At 28.6% G+C, this 20,253-nt stretch carries 19 protein-coding genes; 17 read left to right on the forward strand and 2 right to left on the reverse strand.

Features of this window, described 5'->3' with window-relative positions:
* The first annotated feature begins 14 nt into the window (after window positions 1–14).
* Window positions 15–875, forward strand: a complete 861-nt coding sequence (gene rsmI / locus ACTTBK_RS06595) for a 16S rRNA (cytidine(1402)-2'-O)-methyltransferase (RefSeq protein WP_440619225.1) — start codon at window positions 15–17, stop codon at window positions 873–875.
* Window positions 865–1,461: a BON domain-containing protein gene (locus ACTTBK_RS06600; RefSeq protein WP_440619227.1), complete on the forward strand. Its 597-nt coding sequence runs from the start codon at window positions 865–867 to the stop codon at window positions 1,459–1,461. The genes rsmI and ACTTBK_RS06600 overlap by 11 nt, the downstream gene beginning before the upstream one ends.
* Here ACTTBK_RS06600 and ACTTBK_RS06605 read toward each other — a convergent pair.
* Window positions 1,458–3,746 carry an NADP-dependent malic enzyme gene (locus ACTTBK_RS06605; protein ID WP_440619229.1) on the reverse strand — a complete coding sequence of 763 codons (2,289 nt, stop codon included), beginning with the start codon at window positions 3,744–3,746 and terminating at the stop codon, window positions 1,458–1,460. The two genes, ACTTBK_RS06600 and ACTTBK_RS06605, sit on opposite strands and share 4 nt — an antisense overlap.
* Window positions 3,747–3,864: 118 nt before the next feature.
* Between ACTTBK_RS06605 and murJ the strand changes: the two genes are divergently transcribed.
* The 4 genes from murJ to ACTTBK_RS06625 are packed head-to-tail and all read left to right on the forward strand — an operon-like array spanning window position 3,865 to window position 8,070.
* Window positions 3,865–5,394 carry a murein biosynthesis integral membrane protein MurJ gene (gene murJ, locus ACTTBK_RS06610; RefSeq protein WP_440619231.1) on the forward strand — a complete coding sequence of 510 codons (1,530 nt, stop codon included), beginning with the start codon at window positions 3,865–3,867 and terminating at the stop codon, window positions 5,392–5,394.
* Window positions 5,395–5,398: 4 nt separating this feature from the next.
* On the forward strand, window positions 5,399–6,400 hold the full coding sequence (trpS, locus tag ACTTBK_RS06615) for a tryptophan--tRNA ligase (RefSeq protein ID WP_440619233.1): 1,002 nt from the start codon (window positions 5,399–5,401) through the stop codon (window positions 6,398–6,400).
* 56 nt (window positions 6,401–6,456) lie between these two features.
* A complete protein-coding gene (locus ACTTBK_RS06620; protein WP_440619234.1) occupies window positions 6,457–6,996 on the forward strand; it encodes a NifU family protein in 540 nt (179 codons plus the stop codon).
* A 6-nt stretch (window positions 6,997–7,002) separates the two neighbouring features.
* Window positions 7,003–8,070, forward strand: a complete 1,068-nt coding sequence (locus tag ACTTBK_RS06625) for a glucosaminidase domain-containing protein (RefSeq protein WP_440619235.1) — start codon at window positions 7,003–7,005, stop codon at window positions 8,068–8,070.
* Here the strand turns inward: ACTTBK_RS06625 and ACTTBK_RS06630 are convergent.
* Window positions 8,067–9,128 carry a polysaccharide deacetylase family protein gene (locus ACTTBK_RS06630; protein ID WP_440619237.1) on the reverse strand — a complete coding sequence of 354 codons (1,062 nt, stop codon included), beginning with the start codon at window positions 9,126–9,128 and terminating at the stop codon, window positions 8,067–8,069. The two genes, ACTTBK_RS06625 and ACTTBK_RS06630, sit on opposite strands and share 4 nt — an antisense overlap.
* Here ACTTBK_RS06630 and ACTTBK_RS06635 point away from each other — a divergent pair.
* From ACTTBK_RS06635 to rbfA, 11 genes are all read left to right on the forward strand, one after another.
* A complete protein-coding gene (locus ACTTBK_RS06635) occupies window positions 9,076–9,462 on the forward strand; it encodes a peptidase M22 (RefSeq protein WP_440619239.1) in 387 nt (128 codons plus the stop codon). The genes ACTTBK_RS06630 and ACTTBK_RS06635 overlap by 53 nt on opposite strands.
* Window positions 9,463–9,471: 9 nt before the next feature.
* Complete coding sequence (locus tag ACTTBK_RS06640; protein ID WP_440619240.1) at window positions 9,472–9,891, forward strand: Fur family transcriptional regulator; 420 nt, start codon at window positions 9,472–9,474, stop codon at window positions 9,889–9,891.
* Window positions 9,884–10,507: a putative 2OG-Fe(II) oxygenase gene (locus ACTTBK_RS06645; RefSeq protein WP_440619242.1), complete on the forward strand. Its 624-nt coding sequence runs from the start codon at window positions 9,884–9,886 to the stop codon at window positions 10,505–10,507. The genes ACTTBK_RS06640 and ACTTBK_RS06645 overlap by 8 nt, the downstream gene beginning before the upstream one ends.
* A 5-nt stretch (window positions 10,508–10,512) precedes the next feature.
* Window positions 10,513–11,847: a tRNA (N6-isopentenyl adenosine(37)-C2)-methylthiotransferase MiaB gene (miaB, locus tag ACTTBK_RS06650; RefSeq protein WP_440619244.1), complete on the forward strand. Its 1,335-nt coding sequence runs from the start codon at window positions 10,513–10,515 to the stop codon at window positions 11,845–11,847.
* Window positions 11,848–11,850: 3 nt separating this feature from the next.
* Entirely contained in the window at window positions 11,851–12,846 is a 996-nt protein-coding gene (locus tag ACTTBK_RS06655) for a PhoH family protein (RefSeq protein WP_440619245.1), read from the forward strand.
* Window positions 12,839–13,300 (forward strand): rRNA maturation RNase YbeY, encoded by a 462-nt coding sequence (gene ybeY, locus ACTTBK_RS06660; protein WP_440619246.1) that lies wholly within the window; start codon window positions 12,839–12,841, stop codon window positions 13,298–13,300. Before ACTTBK_RS06655 ends, ybeY begins: the two co-directional genes overlap by 8 nt.
* 1 nt (window position 13,301) lies before the next feature.
* Window positions 13,302–14,840: an apolipoprotein N-acyltransferase gene (lnt, locus tag ACTTBK_RS06665; protein ID WP_440619248.1), complete on the forward strand. Its 1,539-nt coding sequence runs from the start codon at window positions 13,302–13,304 to the stop codon at window positions 14,838–14,840.
* Complete coding sequence (gene metK / locus ACTTBK_RS06670) at window positions 14,833–16,002, forward strand: methionine adenosyltransferase (RefSeq protein WP_440619249.1); 1,170 nt, start codon at window positions 14,833–14,835, stop codon at window positions 16,000–16,002. Before lnt ends, metK begins: the two co-directional genes overlap by 8 nt.
* A 97-nt stretch (window positions 16,003–16,099) precedes the next feature.
* Window positions 16,100–17,653 carry a transcription termination factor NusA gene (gene nusA, locus ACTTBK_RS06675; protein ID WP_440619250.1) on the forward strand — a complete coding sequence of 518 codons (1,554 nt, stop codon included), beginning with the start codon at window positions 16,100–16,102 and terminating at the stop codon, window positions 17,651–17,653.
* Between the two features lie 10 nt (window positions 17,654–17,663).
* The gene (gene infB, locus ACTTBK_RS06680) at window positions 17,664–19,880 is read left to right on the forward strand and encodes a translation initiation factor IF-2 (protein ID WP_440619252.1); all 2,217 of its coding nucleotides are present in this window, start codon (window positions 17,664–17,666) and stop codon (window positions 19,878–19,880) included.
* The gene (rbfA, locus tag ACTTBK_RS06685; protein ID WP_075485631.1) at window positions 19,880–20,248 is read left to right on the forward strand and encodes a 30S ribosome-binding factor RbfA; all 369 of its coding nucleotides are present in this window, start codon (window positions 19,880–19,882) and stop codon (window positions 20,246–20,248) included. The genes infB and rbfA overlap by 1 nt, the downstream gene beginning before the upstream one ends.
* The last annotated feature ends 5 nt before the right edge of the window (window positions 20,249–20,253 follow it).

Here is a 20,253-nt window from a genome sequence, read left to right on the forward strand (position 1 = left end):
TTTTAAGCTGAATTATGATCACAAAACCACAATTTAAATCAAATGATTATAAAAATGGGCTTTATTTAGTGGCAACACCAATAGGCAATTTAAAAGATATATCATTTAGATCATTAGAGATTCTAGAAAAATCAGATTATATACTTTGTGAGGATACACGCGTTTCTAAAAATTTATTAGAAAAATATCAAATTAAATCAAAATTGATTTCAAATCATAAATTCAATGAAAAAAAAAATACATTACAGATAATTGAATATTTAAAATCAGGTAAATTAATTTCACTTATATCAGATGCGGGAACTCCAAGCATCTCTGATCCAGGTTTAGTATTGGTAAATGAATGTATAAGAAATAATCTTAATATATTTTCAATACCTGGACCATCAGCAGTTACAACTGCTGTTGCAGCAAGTGGATTTTCGGATAAGTTTTTGTTTTATGGTTTTTTACCAGAAAAAAAAAATCAAATTGAAGATGAATTAAAAAAACTATCAAATTTTAATCACAGTTTAGTTTTTTTTTCATCATCCAAAAAAATAAATAAATTTATTCCTGGATTTAAAAAATTTTTTACTGGAAGAAAAATAGTCTTTTGTAGAGAATTATCTAAATTATATGAAGAGTACATTAGAAAGAATATTGATGAACTAGAATTATTTAACAATGAATTAAAAGGTGAGTTAACAATAGTTATTTCTGAAAAAAAAGAAGAAAAAGCTTCACAAAAGCTAAGTGAATCAGATATTAATCTGATTAAGAAAATGATTACCAAATTAACAACAAAAGAAATTACAGATTTAATATGTAGGAATAAAAATATTCCTAAAAAAATTGTTTATAATTTTTGCTTAAAATTAAAAAATGAAAATTAAATTTTTAATAATTATTTTTTTATCTATTATTTTATCGGGTTGTGTACCAGGAGTTAGCTCAACTGGTCTATTTGGCACTGGAGTGTCAGTTGCAATTGATCCGAGAACAGTGGGAACACAAATAGATGACTCAATTATGCAAAAAACAATTTCAAGTAAAATACTTGCTATGGATAAAAAACATTTTTTAAAAGTTAAAACTAAAGTTTTGGATGGAAGAATATTTATTACTGGGAAAGTTGATGCACCAGAAGAGAAATTAAAAATTACTAAAATTGCTTGGGAAACAAAAGGCGCTAGATCGGTAAGAAATGATATCAAAATAAAAGAGGAATTTAATTTTAAGCAATCAGCAAAAGATTTACTAATAACGTCTCAATTAAGGACAGCTCTAATAGTCAATAAAAATATCAAAGCAACCAACTATCAAATTGATACTTATAAAAAGAAAATTTATGTTTATGGAATAGCTTTAACTGACGAAGAAAAAGAAATGGTTATTAGTGAAGCAAAAGAAATTCTTGACGTTGAAGATGTTGTGGCAAGTATTTTGCTACTTGAGGATTTGAGAATTCAAAAAAATTAATCTATTAGATATTCAATCACCTCAGATGAATAAGCAGCAATTGAAGCTAAATTAATAATTTCTGATGTTGAAGATCTAAGAGGAGCAATTTCAATTGGCAAACCAAGTCCAATCAATAAGGGTCCTATAACTTTAGTATCACCTAAAGTTTTCATAAGTTTATATGATATTGCTGCACTATGTTGTCCAGGCATTATCAAGATATTTGCTTTACCTACTATTTTTGCAAAAGGGTACAGTTCTTCATAATCAGGATTTAAAGCAACATCGGGCTGCATATCACCATCAAATTCAAAATTAACCTGTCTATCTTTTAAAATATCTACTGCTGAACGAATGTGTTTTGTTCTACTTGTTAAAGGTTGTCCAAATGTAGAGTGAGAAACAAATGCGATTTTTGGATCAATTCCAAAAAGTCTTACTACTCTTGCTGCTGAAATTGCTATTTCTGCCATTTCTTCTGATGTTGGGTATTCGTGAACGCTTGTATCTGCAATAAAAATTGTTTTTCCTTTATTAACAACCATGTTTAGTCCAAACATTATTTCGCCTTTTCTAACATTTACAACTTGTTTTATTTTTTCAAGAGATGCTCCAAAACGTCTAGTATTTCCTGTTACTGCACCATCTGCATCTCCACAAGCGACCATACTTGTAGCCCAAACAACTCTATCATTTCTAACCATTCGATCGCAATCTCGCTCTAATAAGCCTTGTTCCCTTTGAAGCTTTTTGAATAGATGATTTACGTATTTTTTTCTTTTTTCTTCATCTTTCGAATTGGTAATTTCAATATCAAAATTTTCGCTGTATCCGATATTTTTAATCTGCTCTTTAATTTTACTTTCTTTACCAACTAAAATTGGAATACCAAGTTTTGAATTTTTAAATGCTATTGCAGCTTTTAAAGTATTTTCATCTTCCCCATCTGCAAAAACAATTCTTTTTTGATTTTTTTTAATGAACGAGTTTATACCTTGCATAATTGTAACTGTTGGATCTAATCTTTGTTTAAGTTGCTCTTTATAGTTCTCAAAATTATCAATTTTTTTTCTAGCCACTCCACTTTCTATTGCTGCCTTAGCTACAGCAGCTGGAATAACACTAATTAATCTTGGATCAAAAGTTGATGGGATAATATAGTCTTTGCCGTAATGAGGTCTTTCTCCTCCCATAGCCGCTACAACTTCATCTGGCACATCTTCTCTAGCAAGTTTTGCTATAGCTTTAGCAGCAGCAACTTTCATTTCCTCATTAATTGTTTTCGATCTTACATCTAGTGCGCCTCTGAATATGTAAGGAAATCCAATTAAATTATTTACTTGATTGGGATAATCTGATCTTCCAGTTGCAATAATTGCATCATCTCTTACTTCATTTATTTCTTCTGGCGTAATCTCTGGGTCAGGATTTGCACATGCAAATATTATAGGATTTTTAGACATGCTTTTAACCATTTCTTTTTTCAAAACACCTTTTGAGGATAATCCTAAGAAAACATCAGCTCCTTTAATTGCATCACTTAAAGTTCTTAGATCTGTATTAATTGCAAATCTTGATTTCCACTGATCTATACCTTCCGCTCTTCCTTTATAAATTACACCTTTCCGATCTAGCATTATTACATTTTCAGATTTAACACCTGAGTTAATAAATAACTCCGTACAAGCCTGAGCAGAAGCACCCGCGCCATTAACCACAACTTTTATATCTTTGATTGATTTTCCACTTATGTCGAGTGCATTCAATAAAGCTGCTGTTGTGATAATTGCTGTTCCATGTTGATCATCATGAAATACTGGAATATCTAATATTTCTCTAAGTTTTTGCTCTATGATAAAACAATCTGGTGCAGCTATATCCTCTAAATTTATTCCTCCAAAACTTGGAGCAAAGTTTTTAATTGAATTGATAATTTCATCAGCGTCTTTACAGTCTATTTCTAAATCAATCGAATCTATATCTGCAAACCTTTTAAATAGTACTGCTTTTCCTTCCATAACTGGTTTAGATGCTAATGCTCCCAAGTTTCCCAATCCTAAAATTGCAGAACCATTACTAATTACTGCTACTAAATTTCCTTTACTCGTATAATCATAAGCTGCTTCTGGATCCTCACTTATTTTTTTAACTGGGGCAGCAACCCCTGGAGAATAAGCAAGAGCAAGATCTCTTTTAGTAGTCATGGTCTTTGAAGAAATTATTTCGATCTTGCCAGGTTTTTTATCCTTATGAAAATCTAAAGCTTCTTTATCTGTGTAATGATCAATCTTTGTTTTTTTCATTTTTATTAAACTGAATACAAACTTTATCTATTTTATATTTTTTATTATTTGGAATATTTGATCTATATATTCTGATAATAAGTATACAATTAGGGTAAAATTAAGACTAATATGATTTATGAACTTAATTAAGTCAACAGGCACATTTGGCTTTTATACCATCATTAGCAGATTGCTTGGATATATTAGAGATATATTAATTGCAATATTTCTTGGAACAGGTTTGTTGGCAGATGCTTTTTTTGTAGCATTTCGAATTCCAAATACATTTAGAAGATTATTTTCAGAAGGAACTTTCAATGCAGCCTTTGTACCTAGCTACACGTCTGAAATGAACAAAGGAAAAAAATCTGCAAACGAGTTTGCAAATGATATTTTTAATCTTTTATTTTTAGGTCTCTTAATTTTAACAATAGTCGTTCAGGTTTTTATGCCTGGATTTGTATCAATTATTGCCCCAGGTTTTGTAGACGATATAGAAAAAATGAATTTAGCTATCAGTTTAACAAGAATTACTTTCCTTTTTTTATTGTTTATTAGTTTAGCATCTTTTTTTTCTGCAATATTAAATTCTCATAATAAATTTGCTGCAGCTTCTGCAGCACCAATTCTATTAAATGTTATTTTAATAATTGTCTTATTATTTTCCAAAGCTTTAGGAGATGAACTTGTGTACTATTTATCTTATGGTGTATCCTTGGCAGGATTATTACAGTTAATTTTTTTATATTATTTTGTTAAAAAATTTTTTTCATTAAAATTTACTTTTAATTTAGCAATTGATGAAAAAGTAAAGTTTTTCTTTAGAAAACTATTACCGAGCATTTTTTCATCTGGCGTAACACAAATCAATATTTTGGTTGGAACAATTATTGCTTCATTTCAAGCTAGCGCAGTTTCTTATCTTTATTACGCAGACAGAATTTATCAGATCAACCTAGCGATAGCCGGTATTGCCATTGGAGTCGTGATTCTGCCACAACTTTCAAGGTTTATTGAATCTAAAAATGAAGAAAAAATTTCTCTTATTCAAAACAAAGCTTTAGAGCTAAGTTTATTTTTAAGTATTCCAGCAACAATAGCCTTAGTGATTGGTTCAGAAGAAATAATTTCAGCGTTGTTTGGTTATGGGAATTTTAATAAAGAATCTGTTAATAATTCAAGTCTTGCTTTATTCTATTTTGCCTTAGGTTTACCCGCTTTTGCTTTGATAAAAGTTTTTTCAAGTTTTTTATTTGCTAATCATAATACAAAAATACCATTTTATATTTCGTTGATTTCAGTTCTTTTAAATATTTTAATCAGTATTTATTATTTTAACAAAATAGGTTTTATTATAATTCCAATCGCAACTTCAATCTCGTCATGGTTTAATGCAATAGTGCTATTTATATACTTAAGAAATAATAAATTATTCTATTTTCAAAATAACTTTTTTTTAAATTTCTTTAAAATAATTTTTGCATCAATTTTAATGGGATTATTCTTTAATTTTCTATTAAACTTTTTTGAAAATCAACTTTCATTTTATTATAGCTTTAAATCAATTTATTTAATCTTAAGCGTATTATTTGCACTATTCTTTTACATATTTATTTGTTATTTCATCAAAGCTTTTAAAATTAGTGATATTAAATTAAACTATTAAGAATATGGGTAAAAAAATATTCTCTGGTGTTCAGCCAACAGGTAATCTTCACTTGGGTAATTATTTAGGTGCAATCAAGAACTTTGTAGACCTTAGTAATGACGTTGATAATGATTGTATATTCTGTGTAGTTGATCTGCACGCAATTACAGTTAAACAAGACCCAAAAGAGCTAAAAAATAATATCCGAGAGACTGTAGCTACATTTATAGCAAGTGGAATTGATCCCAAAAAAAGCATTATTTTTAATCAATCTGGTGTAGCAGCCCATTCAGAGGGAGCTTGGATTTTGAGCTGTGTTGCTCGAATGGGTTGGTTAAATAGAATGACGCAATTCAAGGAAAAAGCAGGTAAAGATAAAGAAAAAGCAAGCGTTGGACTGTATTCATATCCTGTTTTGATGGCAGCAGATATTCTTTTGTATGATGCAACTCATGTCCCTGTTGGTGATGATCAAAAACAACATCTTGAGCTATGTAGAGATATTGCTCAAAAGTTTAATAACGATTTTGATCAAGATAACTTTTTGCAAGTACCTGAACCTTTAATTCAAAAAGAATTTTCTAGAATTATGAGTTTAAAAGATGGATCAAAAAAGATGAGTAAATCCGAGTTATCAGATTTAAGCAGAATTAATTTAACAGATGACAGAGATGCAATTGTAAATAAAATTAAAAAAGCAAAAACCGATCCGTTACCAATGCCAAGTAGTGTTGAAGAATTAAATGAGAGGTTAGAAGCAAGAAACCTTCTTGGAATATATTCTAGTTTAAATAATTCAACTTTACAAAATACAGTCGAAATTTTTTCAGGTAAAAATTTTTCTGAATTTAAAAATCAACTTACTGATTTATTGGTTAAAAAGATTGAACCTATATCTCTAGAAATAAAAAAACTTTTAAATGATCAACCTTATTTAGATAAAATCCTTCTAGAAGGAGTTGAAAAAGCAAACTCAATTGCATCAAAAAAGATAGATAGAATTAAAGAAATACTAGGATTTTAATATAATTTAAATATCAAGTTTAAATTTTATAAATAAGCTCTATATATATTTACAATATGTTCGTACAAACTGAAATAACGCCAAATCCTAATTCTTTGAAATTTCTTCCTGGGAAGAAAGTATCAAATAGTGGTCCTTACGAAATCACAAATAAAGATCAAATAAATAATGATTTGGTTAGAAATATCTTATCAGTCAATGGAGTTGAGGGTATTTTTTTAGGACAGGATTTTATTTCAGTAAATAAAAATGACCAAATTAAATGGGAAGAAATTAAACATATTGTTATCTCATTAATAAACGACTTTTATTTAGATGGTAAGGAATACGTCATTGATGAAAATGATGAAGAAAAAAATGACAATCTAAGTGAAATAGAGAAAAAAATTGTAAAAATTTTAGATCAAAAAATTAGACCCGCAGTTGGAAGAGATGGCGGTGATATAAAGTTTAAAGAATTTAAAGACGGAATAGTAAAAGTGCAACTACAAGGAAGCTGTTCAGGCTGCCCAAGTTCGACAATGACTTTAAAGCAAGGAGTACAAAATCTTCTATGTCACTATCTTCCAGAGGTAAAACAAGTTGTTGCGATATAAAAGTTTATGAAAAAAAATTTAGTTAAATTTCAATTTAGTAAAAATAAAAGCATTAATTCTATTTCTAGATTTATGTTAAGTGGAATTTTTTTAATCTCATTTTTTTATATAACCCCGATGTTTATTAACTTTGCTGAAAAAAATTTTAATCATAAGGAATTTACAAATAATTCTAAAAATCTTTTATTAAAAAAACTTAATACAAATGGTTTAATTGAAGAAGATATATCAGGTGAAGTAGATGAGATGGATTTACTTTATGATATTTTAGAGGAAAATAATTCAGAAATTAATTTAGTCAGGTATACAACATCAGAAATTAATACCTTATTTAAGGAAGTAAATTATAATTTAAATGATGTGAGAGAAAATAAGCTTGTTAAGCCTATCGATATAGGACTTCTTCCAAATGAAATTGATAATATTTCAAGTTCAAAGAAAAAAAAGGAGATGTTTATTAAAATAATACTCCCATTGATTGTTAAAGAAAATACTAAAATTAGAATAGATAGAAAAAGACTCTTTTCGATTTTAAATAAAAATAGCAATACTGATATCGAAAAAAAATGGCTTGAGAAAAAATTTAAGCAATATGGTGTTAGGCAAAATGATTTTTCATCATTAAAGGTAAGAATGGATGAAATTCCAGCTTCGTTAGCAATTGCACAAGCAGCAAAAGAAACAGGTTGGGGAACTTCAAGATTTGCAAGAAAAGGGAATGCTTTATTTGGTCAATGGACATGGTCAGGTGAAGGTTTAAAACCTAAAGAAGCTGAGAAAGGTGAAACCCATAAAGTCATGAAATTTAATAGTTTACAGTTATCTGTGAGAGCATATTTAAGAAATTTAAATACTCATAAATCTTACATAAATTTAAGAAAAGCTAGGAGTGAATTGAGAAGCAATGATAAACCACTTGATAGTATAATTTTATCTAAACATTTAGATAAATATGCTGAAACAGGAAATCAGTACATCGAAGTTCTCCAAAAAATAATTAATCAAAATAAATTGAAAGATTTTGATGAGGCAAGATTGTTGCCATCTAGCAAGGATTTAGAAAGCTTAATTTAATTTTTTTTGATTGGAAATTGAACTCCAAACCATCTCCATTTTCCATCGTCATTTAAAGAACAGTTGATTCTGCCTCTTCTAGGCTTAAAAGGTTCTCTAAATTCAATAGTTAAGATTTGATTAGATAAATTAGTTTTAGATTTATCCCACTTGTCTCCTTCGTTGGAATAACATGTAATTTTACTTAAATTTTTTTGTTCTTTAAAAAATTCAACTTTAAAATTTGGTGGATTATCATTTATTGTAAGCTGTTTTTCATTTGGAGATAAACTTTTATATTCTAAAGGATAATAATTAATTATAGATTTAAATCTTTTAAGCTCTCCGTATTTTTCATTTATCGGAAATCTTGGCAATTCAAATTTATTTTTATTAAGATCAATAACCCCCGAATGTTGACCAAATGCGTATTCAAAGTTTTGAGAAATATAATCTCTCATAAATTTAGAATATTCGCCAAATGGATAAGAGAACAAATCAGGAATATAATTAAGTTCTTGTTTAAAAATTTTGTTTGCAGTTTCAATATCTAAAATGAAATTTTCTTCAGTTTCTTCAATTAGATATCCGTGGCTATGTGAATGATGTCCAATTAAAGAAAAATCCACTGTATCAATTTCTCTAATTTGATCCCAGGTCATATAACCTTTGTTTCCAACTGGTTCTGTTGAAACAAAAAGTATAAATGGAATTTTGTTGTCTCTTAAATGTGGCCAAGCTTCATTGTAGAATGATTCAAATGCATCATCAATTGTTATCAAAACTTCTTTTTCTGATTTTGAAGTTTTAAATTTTGAATCAAATTCATTAGGATTAAGAAAATTGTATTTAGAATTTTTAACAATTTCTAAGTGCTTCTTAAACACATCCATATTAATATTGGTTGATGGGTACCTATGTTCATTAAAACGATGATACATTATTGATAAAATGCCATTATCTTCTGAATAAAATTTGATATTATTTTCATCTGATTTAGAACTAAAATTAAAGAATAAAGATAAAATGAATAAACTTATAATTGATGTAGCTGGAGATAAAATTTTTTTAATGCTCATAGTTAATGATCATATTTACAATATTACTCATGAGAATACTAAAATAAATTATGAAAAATTAACTTTGTTAATAAAAGAATTTTTGGAATTAAATAAATTTGAATTGAAGGATATTAACAAAATATACATTAACAGAGGCCCAGGAAGTTTTGCAGGGATTAGAAATTCTATCTCTGTTGTAAAGGCTCTTAAATTAGCAAAAAGTATTGATTATTATTGCTATAGTTTAGAAGATTTTAAAGGTGAAAAAGATGTAAAATATGAAAATGTCCCTTATTTGTGTGATAAATTTAAAATTAAAAAAAATTTGATTAACCCTATTTATATAAGTTAAAATTAAATTATGTCTGAAACAATTGAACAAAAATGTTTAGCAAAAGGTGTAAAATTGACAGATCAGAGAAAAATAATTGCCCAGGTTATGTCAGAGTCTACCGATCATCCTGATGTTGATGAACTCTACAATAGAGTTTCAAAGATTGATAATAAAATAAGTATTGCCACCGTCTACAGAACAGTAAAATTATTTGAAGAGTCTGGAATACTTACCAAGCATGAGTTTAAAGGTGGAAAAGCAAGGTATGAAGAGCTTAATGAAGGACATCATGATCATCTAATTGATGTGAAGTCAGGTGAAATAATAGAATTTGTTGATGAAGAAATAGAAATACTTCAAAAAAAAGTAGCAGATAAATATGGATACAAATTAGTAGATCATAAATTAGAATTATACGGAATTAAAATTAAAAATAATAATGAATGATTTAGAGATTTTACAACCTTTTGGCCCTTCAATCGCAAAGGTTTCTATACCTAAAGAGATTATAGATTCAATGAACAATTATGTTGATGAAATTTTAAAAGATAATAAAAAATCTGAAATTTTAGATGGTGGCTATAAATTAGCAGGTAATGTTACTCAAGAATTTAGATTGGAGGGTGATTTCATGAAAAAAATAAAATGGATTGATTTCTTAGCTCTTTCCGTACAGGACTGGTTATTAAAAAAAACTGAAAAAAAAATAAAAAAATTTGATTTAATTGCATCCTGGGTCGTTAGACAGTTTAAGAATGAATACAATCCAATTCATTTTCATGGTGGTCATGTCTCAGGAGTCGGCTATTTAAAGGTTCCTGATAATATGGGTAAAACCGTTCAGAAAGATAAAAAAAATAGAAATGGCAATTTAGTTCTGGTTCATGGTTCCCATCAATTTCTTTCTAAATCTATATTTACAATCCAGCCAAAAGTGGGTGATTTTTATTTTTTTCCAAATTATGTTATGCACACAGTTTATCCTTTTACAGACACTGAGGAAGAAAGAAGATCTGTTTCATTTAATGCATATGTAGATCAAGACATAGTTGGCATAGTATAATCCCTATGATTGAAAAATCAAAAATATTTATAAAAACTTTTGGATGCCAAATGAATGAATATGATTCAAATAGAATTTTTGATTCATTAAAGAAAATTGGTTATCAAAAAAGTGAAAATCTAGAAGATGCTGACTGTTACTTATTAAACACTTGTCACATTAGAGATAAAGCAAAAGAAAAAGTTTATTCTGAAATAGGAAGAGTTAAAAAAAGCTTTAGAGCCAAAAAAAAACCATTAGTAATAATTGCAGGGTGCGTTGCTCAAGCAGAAAACCAAGAGATGCTTAAACGTGAACCTTATATAGATTTAGTAATTGGCCCTCAAGCCTATCATAGGATTAACGAAACAATTCTGGATCATATTGAAAAAAGAAAAAAAATTGAACAAACAGATTTTGATGCTGTTTCAAAATTTAAATATTTTAGCAAAATAAAGAATGAGGCAGGTAAAGTTTCGTCTTTTTTAACTATTCAAGAAGGATGTGATAAGTTTTGTCATTTTTGTGTCGTTCCATATACTCGAGGACCAGAATATTCTAGACCATTTAATCAAATAATTGAGGAGGCAAATTATTTGTCAGAAAATGGAGCAAAAGAAATCATACTTTTGGGACAAAATGTAAATGCTTACAATAATAATAGCAAAAGACTATCTGATTTAATTTTAGAAACTGAAAAGATTAAAGATATAAAAAGAATTAGATACACAACTTCGCATCCAAAAGATATGACTGATGATTTAATTGAAGTATATAAAGTCTCAAAAAAGTTAATGCCTTTAGTCCATCTTCCTGTTCAGAGTGGATCCGATAGGATTTTAAAGTTGATGAATAGAAAACATAAAATAGATCATTATTTAAAAGTTTATGACGAATTGAAAAAAATTAATCAATCAATTGAATTTTCTAGTGATTTTATTATTGGTTATCCTGGTGAAACTGAAGAAGATTTCCAAAGTACAGTCGATTTAATTAAAAAAGTTAATTTTATAAATTCTTACTCATTTATTTTTAGTCCTAGGCCTGGGACAAAGGCAGAAGGTTTAGATTTAATTGATAAAAAAATTTCAATGAAAAGGTTAGAAATTATTCAAAATTTATTATCTGAAAATCAAACCCAAATGAACAAAAAATTAAAAAATAGAACAATTGATGTGTTGGTTGAAAATTTAACTGAAGATAAATCCAAAGCTTTTGGCAGAACTGAATATATGACATCAGTAATTTTTAATGGTAAAAGAGAACATATTGGAAAAATTGTGAAAGTAAAAATTACAAATAGTAATAGAACTACATTGTTTGGAGAATTGTTAAGCAACCCAGATCAAAAGGTGGCATAATCTTTGAATAATACAATTAAAAAAAAAATCGACACCACTCTAAAATTTGTTTACTCAGATAACAATTCATTAAGTGTAATATTTCACAACAACGAATTACTCATGGGTGTTGCCGGAGAATTTAATAAAAATTTAAAAGAATTAGAAAAGATGACTAACTCTAGTTTGTATTCTAGGGGAAATTCAATAATGATAAAATCAGATCCACAAAAAAATGAATTAATAAAAAATGCAATTCAATTTTTAACTAATCAATTTATAAATAATGGTTCAATCGAAAATAAAGATCTTATATCATCAGTTGATCAATTTATGATTAAAGAGAAAGTTAAAGATAATAATGTAACTGACATTATAAAAACACCAAAAAAATCAATTATTCCCAGATCCGAAAAACAAAAAAGCTATGTCAGAGCTCTAAGACAAAGTGATATTGTAATCTCAGCAGGTCCAGCTGGAACAGGAAAAACTTTTTTAGCTGTAGCAGTTGGTTTAACTATGTTGTTAGAAAAAAAAATAGAAAGAATTATTCTATCTAGGCCTGCTGTTGAAGCAGGAGAGAGACTTGGCTTTTTACCTGGAGATATGAAAGAAAAAGTAGATCCTTATTTAAGACCTTTATATGATTCCTTGTACGATTTATTTGATTTTGAAAAAATACAAAGAATGATCGAAATTGGTGATATCGAAATTGCTCCTTTGGCATTTATGAGAGGCAGGACACTAAAAAATTCTTTTGCCATATTAGATGAAGCACAAAATGCAACAGATACACAAATAAAAATGTTTCTAACAAGAATCGGTGAAAATTCAAAAATTGTAGTCAATGGAGATCCTACTCAGATAGATCTTCCTAACAAAAGTATGTCAGGATTAGTTAGATCAAAAGAATTATTGGGGCATCTAAATGAAATTTCAGTTGTAGACTTTGATCATTCAGATGTAGTTAGACATCCATTGGTTTCTAAAATTGTAAAAGCCTACTCTAAAAATGATTAATTTAAACGTCTTCTCAGAAGAGAAGGCTTGGTCTAAAAAACTAAAAAAGAAAGAATTTTTTTTTAAAAGCATTGCAAATGCTTTTCCAAAAAAATTTAAATTTTTAAATAAAAAAATAAGTTTATCTTTACTTCTTTCAAATAATAAAAAAATTAAAATTTTAAATAAAAAATTTAGAAATAAAAATAAATCTACTGATATTTTATCTTTCCCATCTAGCAAAATATTAAAAATATCAAAGCAAACTTACTTAGGAGATATAATTATTAGTTTTAATTTTATGAATAAACCAAAATCACAAACAGATAAACAATTTAAAGAAAAAATAATTAAAATATTTATTCATGGTTTTTTACACTTGTTAGGTTTTGATCATGTAAAAAATAAAGATTATTTGAAAATGTTAAAAGAAGAAGAAAAAATCTATAAATCAGTTATCTCAAAAATTAAGTAAATTGAAAAAAAATTTATATATTGACATAGTTTATTTATTGTTTCTTGGAGTGATAACTTCACTAAGTTTACCACCTTTCAATTTGTTAATAATTAATTTTTTATCTTTTAGTTTATTCTTTATTTTTTTAATAAAAAGAAAAGAGAACAAACATAAATTATTTTTTTTCTATGGCTGGTTATTTGGATTTGGATATTTTTTAACAAATATATATTGGATCTCTATTTCACTAACATTTGATGAAAATTTTAAATTTTTAATTCCATTTGCTTTAATTTTAGTTCCTTCTTTTATTGCGATATTTTACGGTTTTGTATGTTATTTATTTATTTTCTTTAAACCAAATAAAACATTGAGTTCAATTTTGTTATTTTCTGTAATCTTTGGTTTTCTAGAATTCATTAGAGGTTCAATTTTATCTGGTTTTCCTTGGAACTTAATTGCATATAGTTTTTCAAATCATTTAGAAATTTTAAGCATAACATCTTTAATAGGTACATATTCTTTCAACTTATTTTGTATAACTTTGTTTCTAAGTCCTGCGCTCTTCATTTTACGGAATGACAAAAAAGATTTAATTTTTTGCTTAATTTTACCTTCAATATTTTTATTATTTTATTTCTTTGGATATTCAAATAAGCAGGATTTTTACAATAGTGATGTTGAAAAACTTGATTATAAAATAAGATTAGTTGGTACTGATATTTCTTTAGATAGGTTTTATTCAGGAGAAGGGCCTTTATCAAGTATACAAGATCTTATAAATATTAGTTCACCAAACAAGAAAGAGAAAATAATTTTCATTTGGCCAGAAGGTATATTGCCTGGAATTTCACAGGATCAAATTCAAAGTTATGATTATTTATTTAATGAAAGTTTTAACGAAAATCATTTACTTATCTTAGGTATAAACAATAAATCAAAAGTTAATGATCAAGTTAAGTATTACAATTCTTTATCGGTTTATGACCATAACCTTAATTTATTAAATTATTATAATAAAATAAATCTTGTACCGTTTGGCGAATTTCTACCCATGGAAAATTTATTAAAAAAAGTAGGTCTCAAATCGTTAACTAACAATTATCAATCCTACACAAAAGGTCATAAAAGGGAAATTATAGAGTTAAATCAAAATAATTTTTCTATAAAATTTTTACCATTAATTTGTTATGAGATAATTTATTCTGGAAAATTATATAAAAATCATAACTTTGATATAATAGTAAATATTTCAGAGGATGGATGGTTTGGTCAATCAATAGGACCAGAACAACACTTTGTTCACAGTATATTTCGAGCTATCGAAAGTGGAAAATACGTAATTAGATCAGCTAATAACGGAATAGCTGCAATAGTAAATCCTCTCGGTATCGTTGAGGAAAAAATTAAGTTTAATGAAGTTGGATATATTGATTTTACGAAAATGAGAAAAATTCAATCAACACCCTTTTCTAAATATGGGAATAAAATTTTTGGTTTAATAATTTTATTGTATATTTTTTTAATATTTTCATTTAATAAAATTAAAAATGAGTAATTTAAAAAATTTCCTATTTACAAGTGAGTCAGTTTCAGAGGGACATCCAGATAAAGTATCAGATAGAATTTCTGATATGGTTGTTGATAGTTATATTTCTGGAGATCCTAATTCAAGAGTTGCTTGTGAAACTTTAACGACAACAAACAAAGTTGTGCTTGCAGGCGAAGTAAGAGGACCTGAGATTAAAAAAGATGTTTTAATCGAAAAAGTAAGGAATTGTATAAAAGATATTGGATATGATCAGGAAGGATTTACCTGGAAAGAAGCAACAAAAATAGAAAGTCATTTGCATTCTCAATCTGCCGATATTGCAATGGGTGTAGATTCATCTGGAAACAAAGATGAGGGTGCCGGAGACCAAGGTATAATGTTTGGTTATGCATGTAATGAAACAGATGTATTTATGCCTGCACCAATTCATTACTCGCATAAAATTTTAAGACTTATGGCTGAGGATAGAAAATCTGGTAAATTAAAAAATATCGAACCTGACTCAAAAAGCCAAGTTACATTCGAATATACTGATGGTAAACCAACTAAAGTAAAATCTGTTGTTATATCATCTCAACATGTATCTGGTGTAAATCAATCTCAGGTAAGAGAATTATTAAGACCGTATATGTTAAAATCAATTCCAGAAAAATTTCTTAAAGACTTTAATGAAGAAGAGTTTTATGTAAACCCAACTGGTAATTTTGTAATAGGTGGTCCAGATGGGGACTGTGGTTTAACGGGAAGAAAAATTATTGTAGATACCTACGGTGGAGCAGCGCCCCATGGAGGAGGAGCATTTTCAGGCAAGGATCCTACAAAAGTAGATAGATCGGCTGCTTATGCAGCAAGATATATTGCTAAAAATGTTGTTGCTTCAAAAATAGCAGATAAATGTTTGATACAGTTAGCTTATGCAATAGGAGTTTCAAAACCTCTATCAATTTATGTTGATTTGTTTGATAATGATTTAGATAAAAACAAATTTGTTGTTGAAAAGATTAATGAAAATTTTGATCTTAGTCCTAGAGGAATTAGAGAGATGTTAAACCTTAATAGACCTATATATGAAAAAACAGCAGCCTATGGTCACTTTGGAAGAACTCCAGGAGATGATGGATCATTTTCGTGGGAAAAAACTGATAAAATCGATGTTTTTTCTAAATAGTTTCTGTTGAATTAAAAAAAAACTTTACTATATTGCCTTTACATTGTTGAATTATCAAAATGGGCCTTGGCCCATTTTTTTTTGGAGTAGTTAAAAAATGTTAAATAAAAGAGCAGATAAATTAGAATTATTAAGAATTGCTGAAGCAGTAGCTTTGGAAAAATCTATAGATAAAGAACTTATAATTAGTTCTATGGAAACAGGAATAGCTAAAGCAGCTAAATCTAAGTTTGGTCAAGAAAATGAAATTAAAGTTTCAATCAATAGAGATAATGGAGACATAGAATTGTTCAGAAAACTTGTTATTTCTGAAAATCCTGAAAACGCAAATACAGAAATAAAATTAGAAGATGCGATAAGTCTTAATGAAAATAATAAAGATAAATCAATCGGTGATGAAGTTCTTCAGCCACTACCATCTTTTGATTTTGGTAGAATAGCTGCTCAAACTGCAAAACAGGTAATAAGCTTTAATGTTAGAGAAGCAGAGAGAGAAAGACAATTTAATGACTTTATTGATAAAAAAGATACAATTTTAAGTGGTATTGTTAAAAGATTAGAATTTGGAAGTGTTATTGTTGATCTAGGTAGAACAGAAGCAATCATTCAAAAAAATGAATTAATTCCTAGAGAAAATGTTAAAGCTGGTGATAGAGTAAAAGCTTATTGTTATGACGTAAGAAGAGAGCCAAGAGGTCAACAAATCTTCTTGTCTAGAGCTCACCCAAAATTTATGGAAAAACTCTTTGTTCAAGAGGTTCCCGAAATATATGATGGATTAATCGAAATTAAATCTTCTTCAAGAGATCCTGGAAGTAGAGCAAAGATTTGTGTTAAAGCAGTTGATACATCATTAGACCCTGTTGGAGCTTGTGTTGGTATGAGAGGTTCTAGAGTTCAGGCAGTTGTAAATGAACTTCAAGGAGAAAAAATTGATATTGTGAATTGGTCAGAGGATGCTGCAATATTAGTATCAAATGCTTTGTCACCCGCAGAAGTTCAAAGAGTCAATGTTGATGCAGAAAGAAAAAAACTTGATGTGATTTTAACTGAAGAAAATTTGAGTAAAGCGATTGGTCGAAGGGGTCAAAATGTAAGATTGGCAACCAAGTTGTTAAATTATGAAATTAATATTATGACTGACGCGGAAGACTCCGAGAGAAGACAGTTAGAATTCAAAGAAAAAACAGATAACTTTGTTAAAAACTTAGAATTGGACGAAACTTTAGGTCAGTTATTAGTTGCTGAAGGTTTTTCAACAATAGACGATATTAAAGATAGCTTGCCAGAAAATTTAACTAAAATAGAGGGAATTGAGGAAGAAACAGCTATAGCGTTAATTGAAAGAGCAAAAGAGTTTCATCAAAAAGATCAAGAAGATATATCGGAAAGAATTAAAGAGCTCGGTCTACAAGATGCTCTTATCAACTTCAAAGGTCTAACTCCAGGAATGTTAGTTACATTGGGTGAACAAAAAATATTAACATTAGAAGATTTTGCAGATCTTGCATCTGATGAACTTACTGGTGGCTACGATGTAGTTAAAGGAGAGAGAGTTAAAATTCAGGGTTATCTAGAGGATTTTGCTTTATCTAAAGAAGAGGCAGATGAATTAATTATGTCTGCTAGAAATATAATTTATAAAGATTGAGAGATGAGCAATGGAGAAAAAAACAAAATTAACAATATCCGGCTCTGCAAAGAAATCTATAAGAAATATTGAGATAGCTAAAACTCAAGGAAAAAATTCTAGAGTAATTGAAAAGCAAGGTGGAAAATTCACTAATAGAGGTGGATCGTTTAGACCTGGTGTAGGAAAATCAAAATCTACTACCTCATTTAATAGAGGTGCACCATTGAAACCATTTTTTGCACCAAAATCTCCTCCAATTACAAGCGATTTTGAAAGAAGAAAACTGGCAGAACAAAGAGCTACCAAAAGACTTAAGGGAGATAGTGAAAAAGATAAAAAAACATTAAAAGCTGGAACAAAAAAAAGAGAATTAAAATTAACTGTTTCAAGAGCATTAAGTGATGAAATAGAAGCAAGAGAAAGAAGTTTAGCATCAGTAAAAAGAGCTCGACAAAAAGAAATGAAAAACACTTCCAAAGAAGAGGCGCAAGAAAATTCAAAATCAGTAAAAAGAGATATTAATATTCCAGAGGCAATAACTGTTAGAGAGCTAGCCAATAGAATGGCGGAGCAATCCAGCAATGTAATTAAATATTTATTTGGAATGGGAGTAACTGTAACAATTAATCAATCTTTAGCTGCTGACACAGCTGAATTTTTAGTTAAAGAATTTGGACATAATCCAATAAGAGAAGAAAAAGCAGAAGAAATTATTCAAAAAATAAAGGCTACTAGAGTAGAAAATTTAAAAAATAGACCACCTATTGTTACTGTTATGGGTCATGTTGATCATGGTAAAACTTCTGTTTTAGATGTTTTAAGAAGTGCAAATGTAGTTTCAGGAGAGTTTGGTGGAATTACTCAGCATATAGGAGCATACCAAATTGAAAGTCAAAATAATAAATTAACTTTTATAGACACTCCAGGTCACGCAGCTTTTACAGAAATGAGAGCTAGAGGGTCAAAACTAACAGATGTAGTAGTTTTGGTTGTTGCAGCTGATGATGGAGTTAAGCCACAAACAGTCGAGTCTATAAAACATGCAAAAGCTGCGAATGTTCCAATTGTAGTTGCTATAAATAAGTGTGATCTTCCTGAAGCTGATCCACAGAAAATTAAAAACCAATTACTTGAACATGAATTGATAGCAGAGGACTTATCTGGTGATACTTTAATGGTTGAAGTTTCTACAAAAACTAAACAAAATTTAGATAAGTTAGTTGAGTCTATAATTTTACAAGCTGAAATTTTAGATCTTAAGACAGATTATGAGTCTAAAGCTACAGGAATCGTTTTAGAATCAAAAATAGACGTTGGGAGAGGACCGGTTGCGAATATTATTGTAACAACAGGTACTCTCAAAAAGGGCGACTTTTTTGTTAGTGGTTTAAAATGGGGAAAAGTTAGAGCAATAATTAATGATAAAGGTCAAAATATTAGTGAGGCTCCACCATCAACCCCTGTAGAAGTTTTAGGGATAAATGGTGCTGCTAAAGCGGGAGATGATTTTATTGTTTTAGACACTGAAAAAGAAGCTAAAACTTTGAGTGAAAATAGAGCTCAAGAGAGCAAAGATGGAAAAAACCTGTTAACCTTTGCAACACAAGATTCTGCTTTTTCAGATAAGTCTTCTGAGGAATTAAATTTAATTATTAAATCCGATGTACAAGGATCATCTGAGGCTATCAAAAATGCAATTGCTCAAATTAAACATGAAGAAGTGAAACCAAAAATAATTTTAGCAGATATTGGAATGGTAACTGAGACTGATGTTACATTGGCCAAAGCATCTAATGCCGTTCTAATAGCCTTCAATGTTAAACCGAGTAAAGAAGCTAAAAAACTTGCCGAAAATGAAAAAATAAAAATCTCTTCTTATAATATCATTTATGAAGTCTTGGATTATGTTAAACAAAAAATGTCTGGACTATTATCTCCTGATGTTCAAGAAACAATTACCGGAACAGCGCAAATTCTTGAGATATTCAAAGTTTCAGGTGCTGGAAAAGTTGCAGGCTCAAAAATTACAGAAGGTGAAATAAATAGCAATTCTGATGTGAGAATTATTAGAGATGGGGCAATAATTTACACAGGAAAAGTTTCAACAATTTTCAGAGAAAAAAATCAAGTAAAACAAGTTAGTGATGGTCAAGAATGTGGAATTACCGTTAAAGATTATATGGATTTCCAAAAAAACGACACAATAGAGGCATTCAGTGTTACATCTACAGAGAGATCAATTTAATGGCTGATAGAATAGGAAAACCAGTATCACAAAGACAGCTTAGAGTTGGAGAGATGATTAAGCAGTCTTTAAGCATGATTTTTATAAGAAATGAGGCTAAGGTGCCAAATTTAGAAACAAATACTATAACAGTTACTGAGGTTAGAATGAGTCCTGATTTAAAAATTGCTAAAGCATATGTTCTTCCATTGGGAGGAAAAGATGCTGAAGAAACAATTAATGTTTTGAAAGAATACTCATTTTTAATAAGAAAAATTTTATCACAAAAAGTGGTTATGAAATTTTTACCAAAATTACTTTTTAGAAAAGATGAGTCTTTTGAGTATGCGGAAAAAATAGAAAACTTAATAAAACAAACAAATAAATAGGAAGA

Origin of the sequence: Candidatus Pelagibacter sp. HIMB1493, assembly GCF_052047995.1 — a bacterium.
Lineage (GTDB): Bacteria > Pseudomonadota > Alphaproteobacteria > Pelagibacterales > Pelagibacteraceae > Pelagibacter.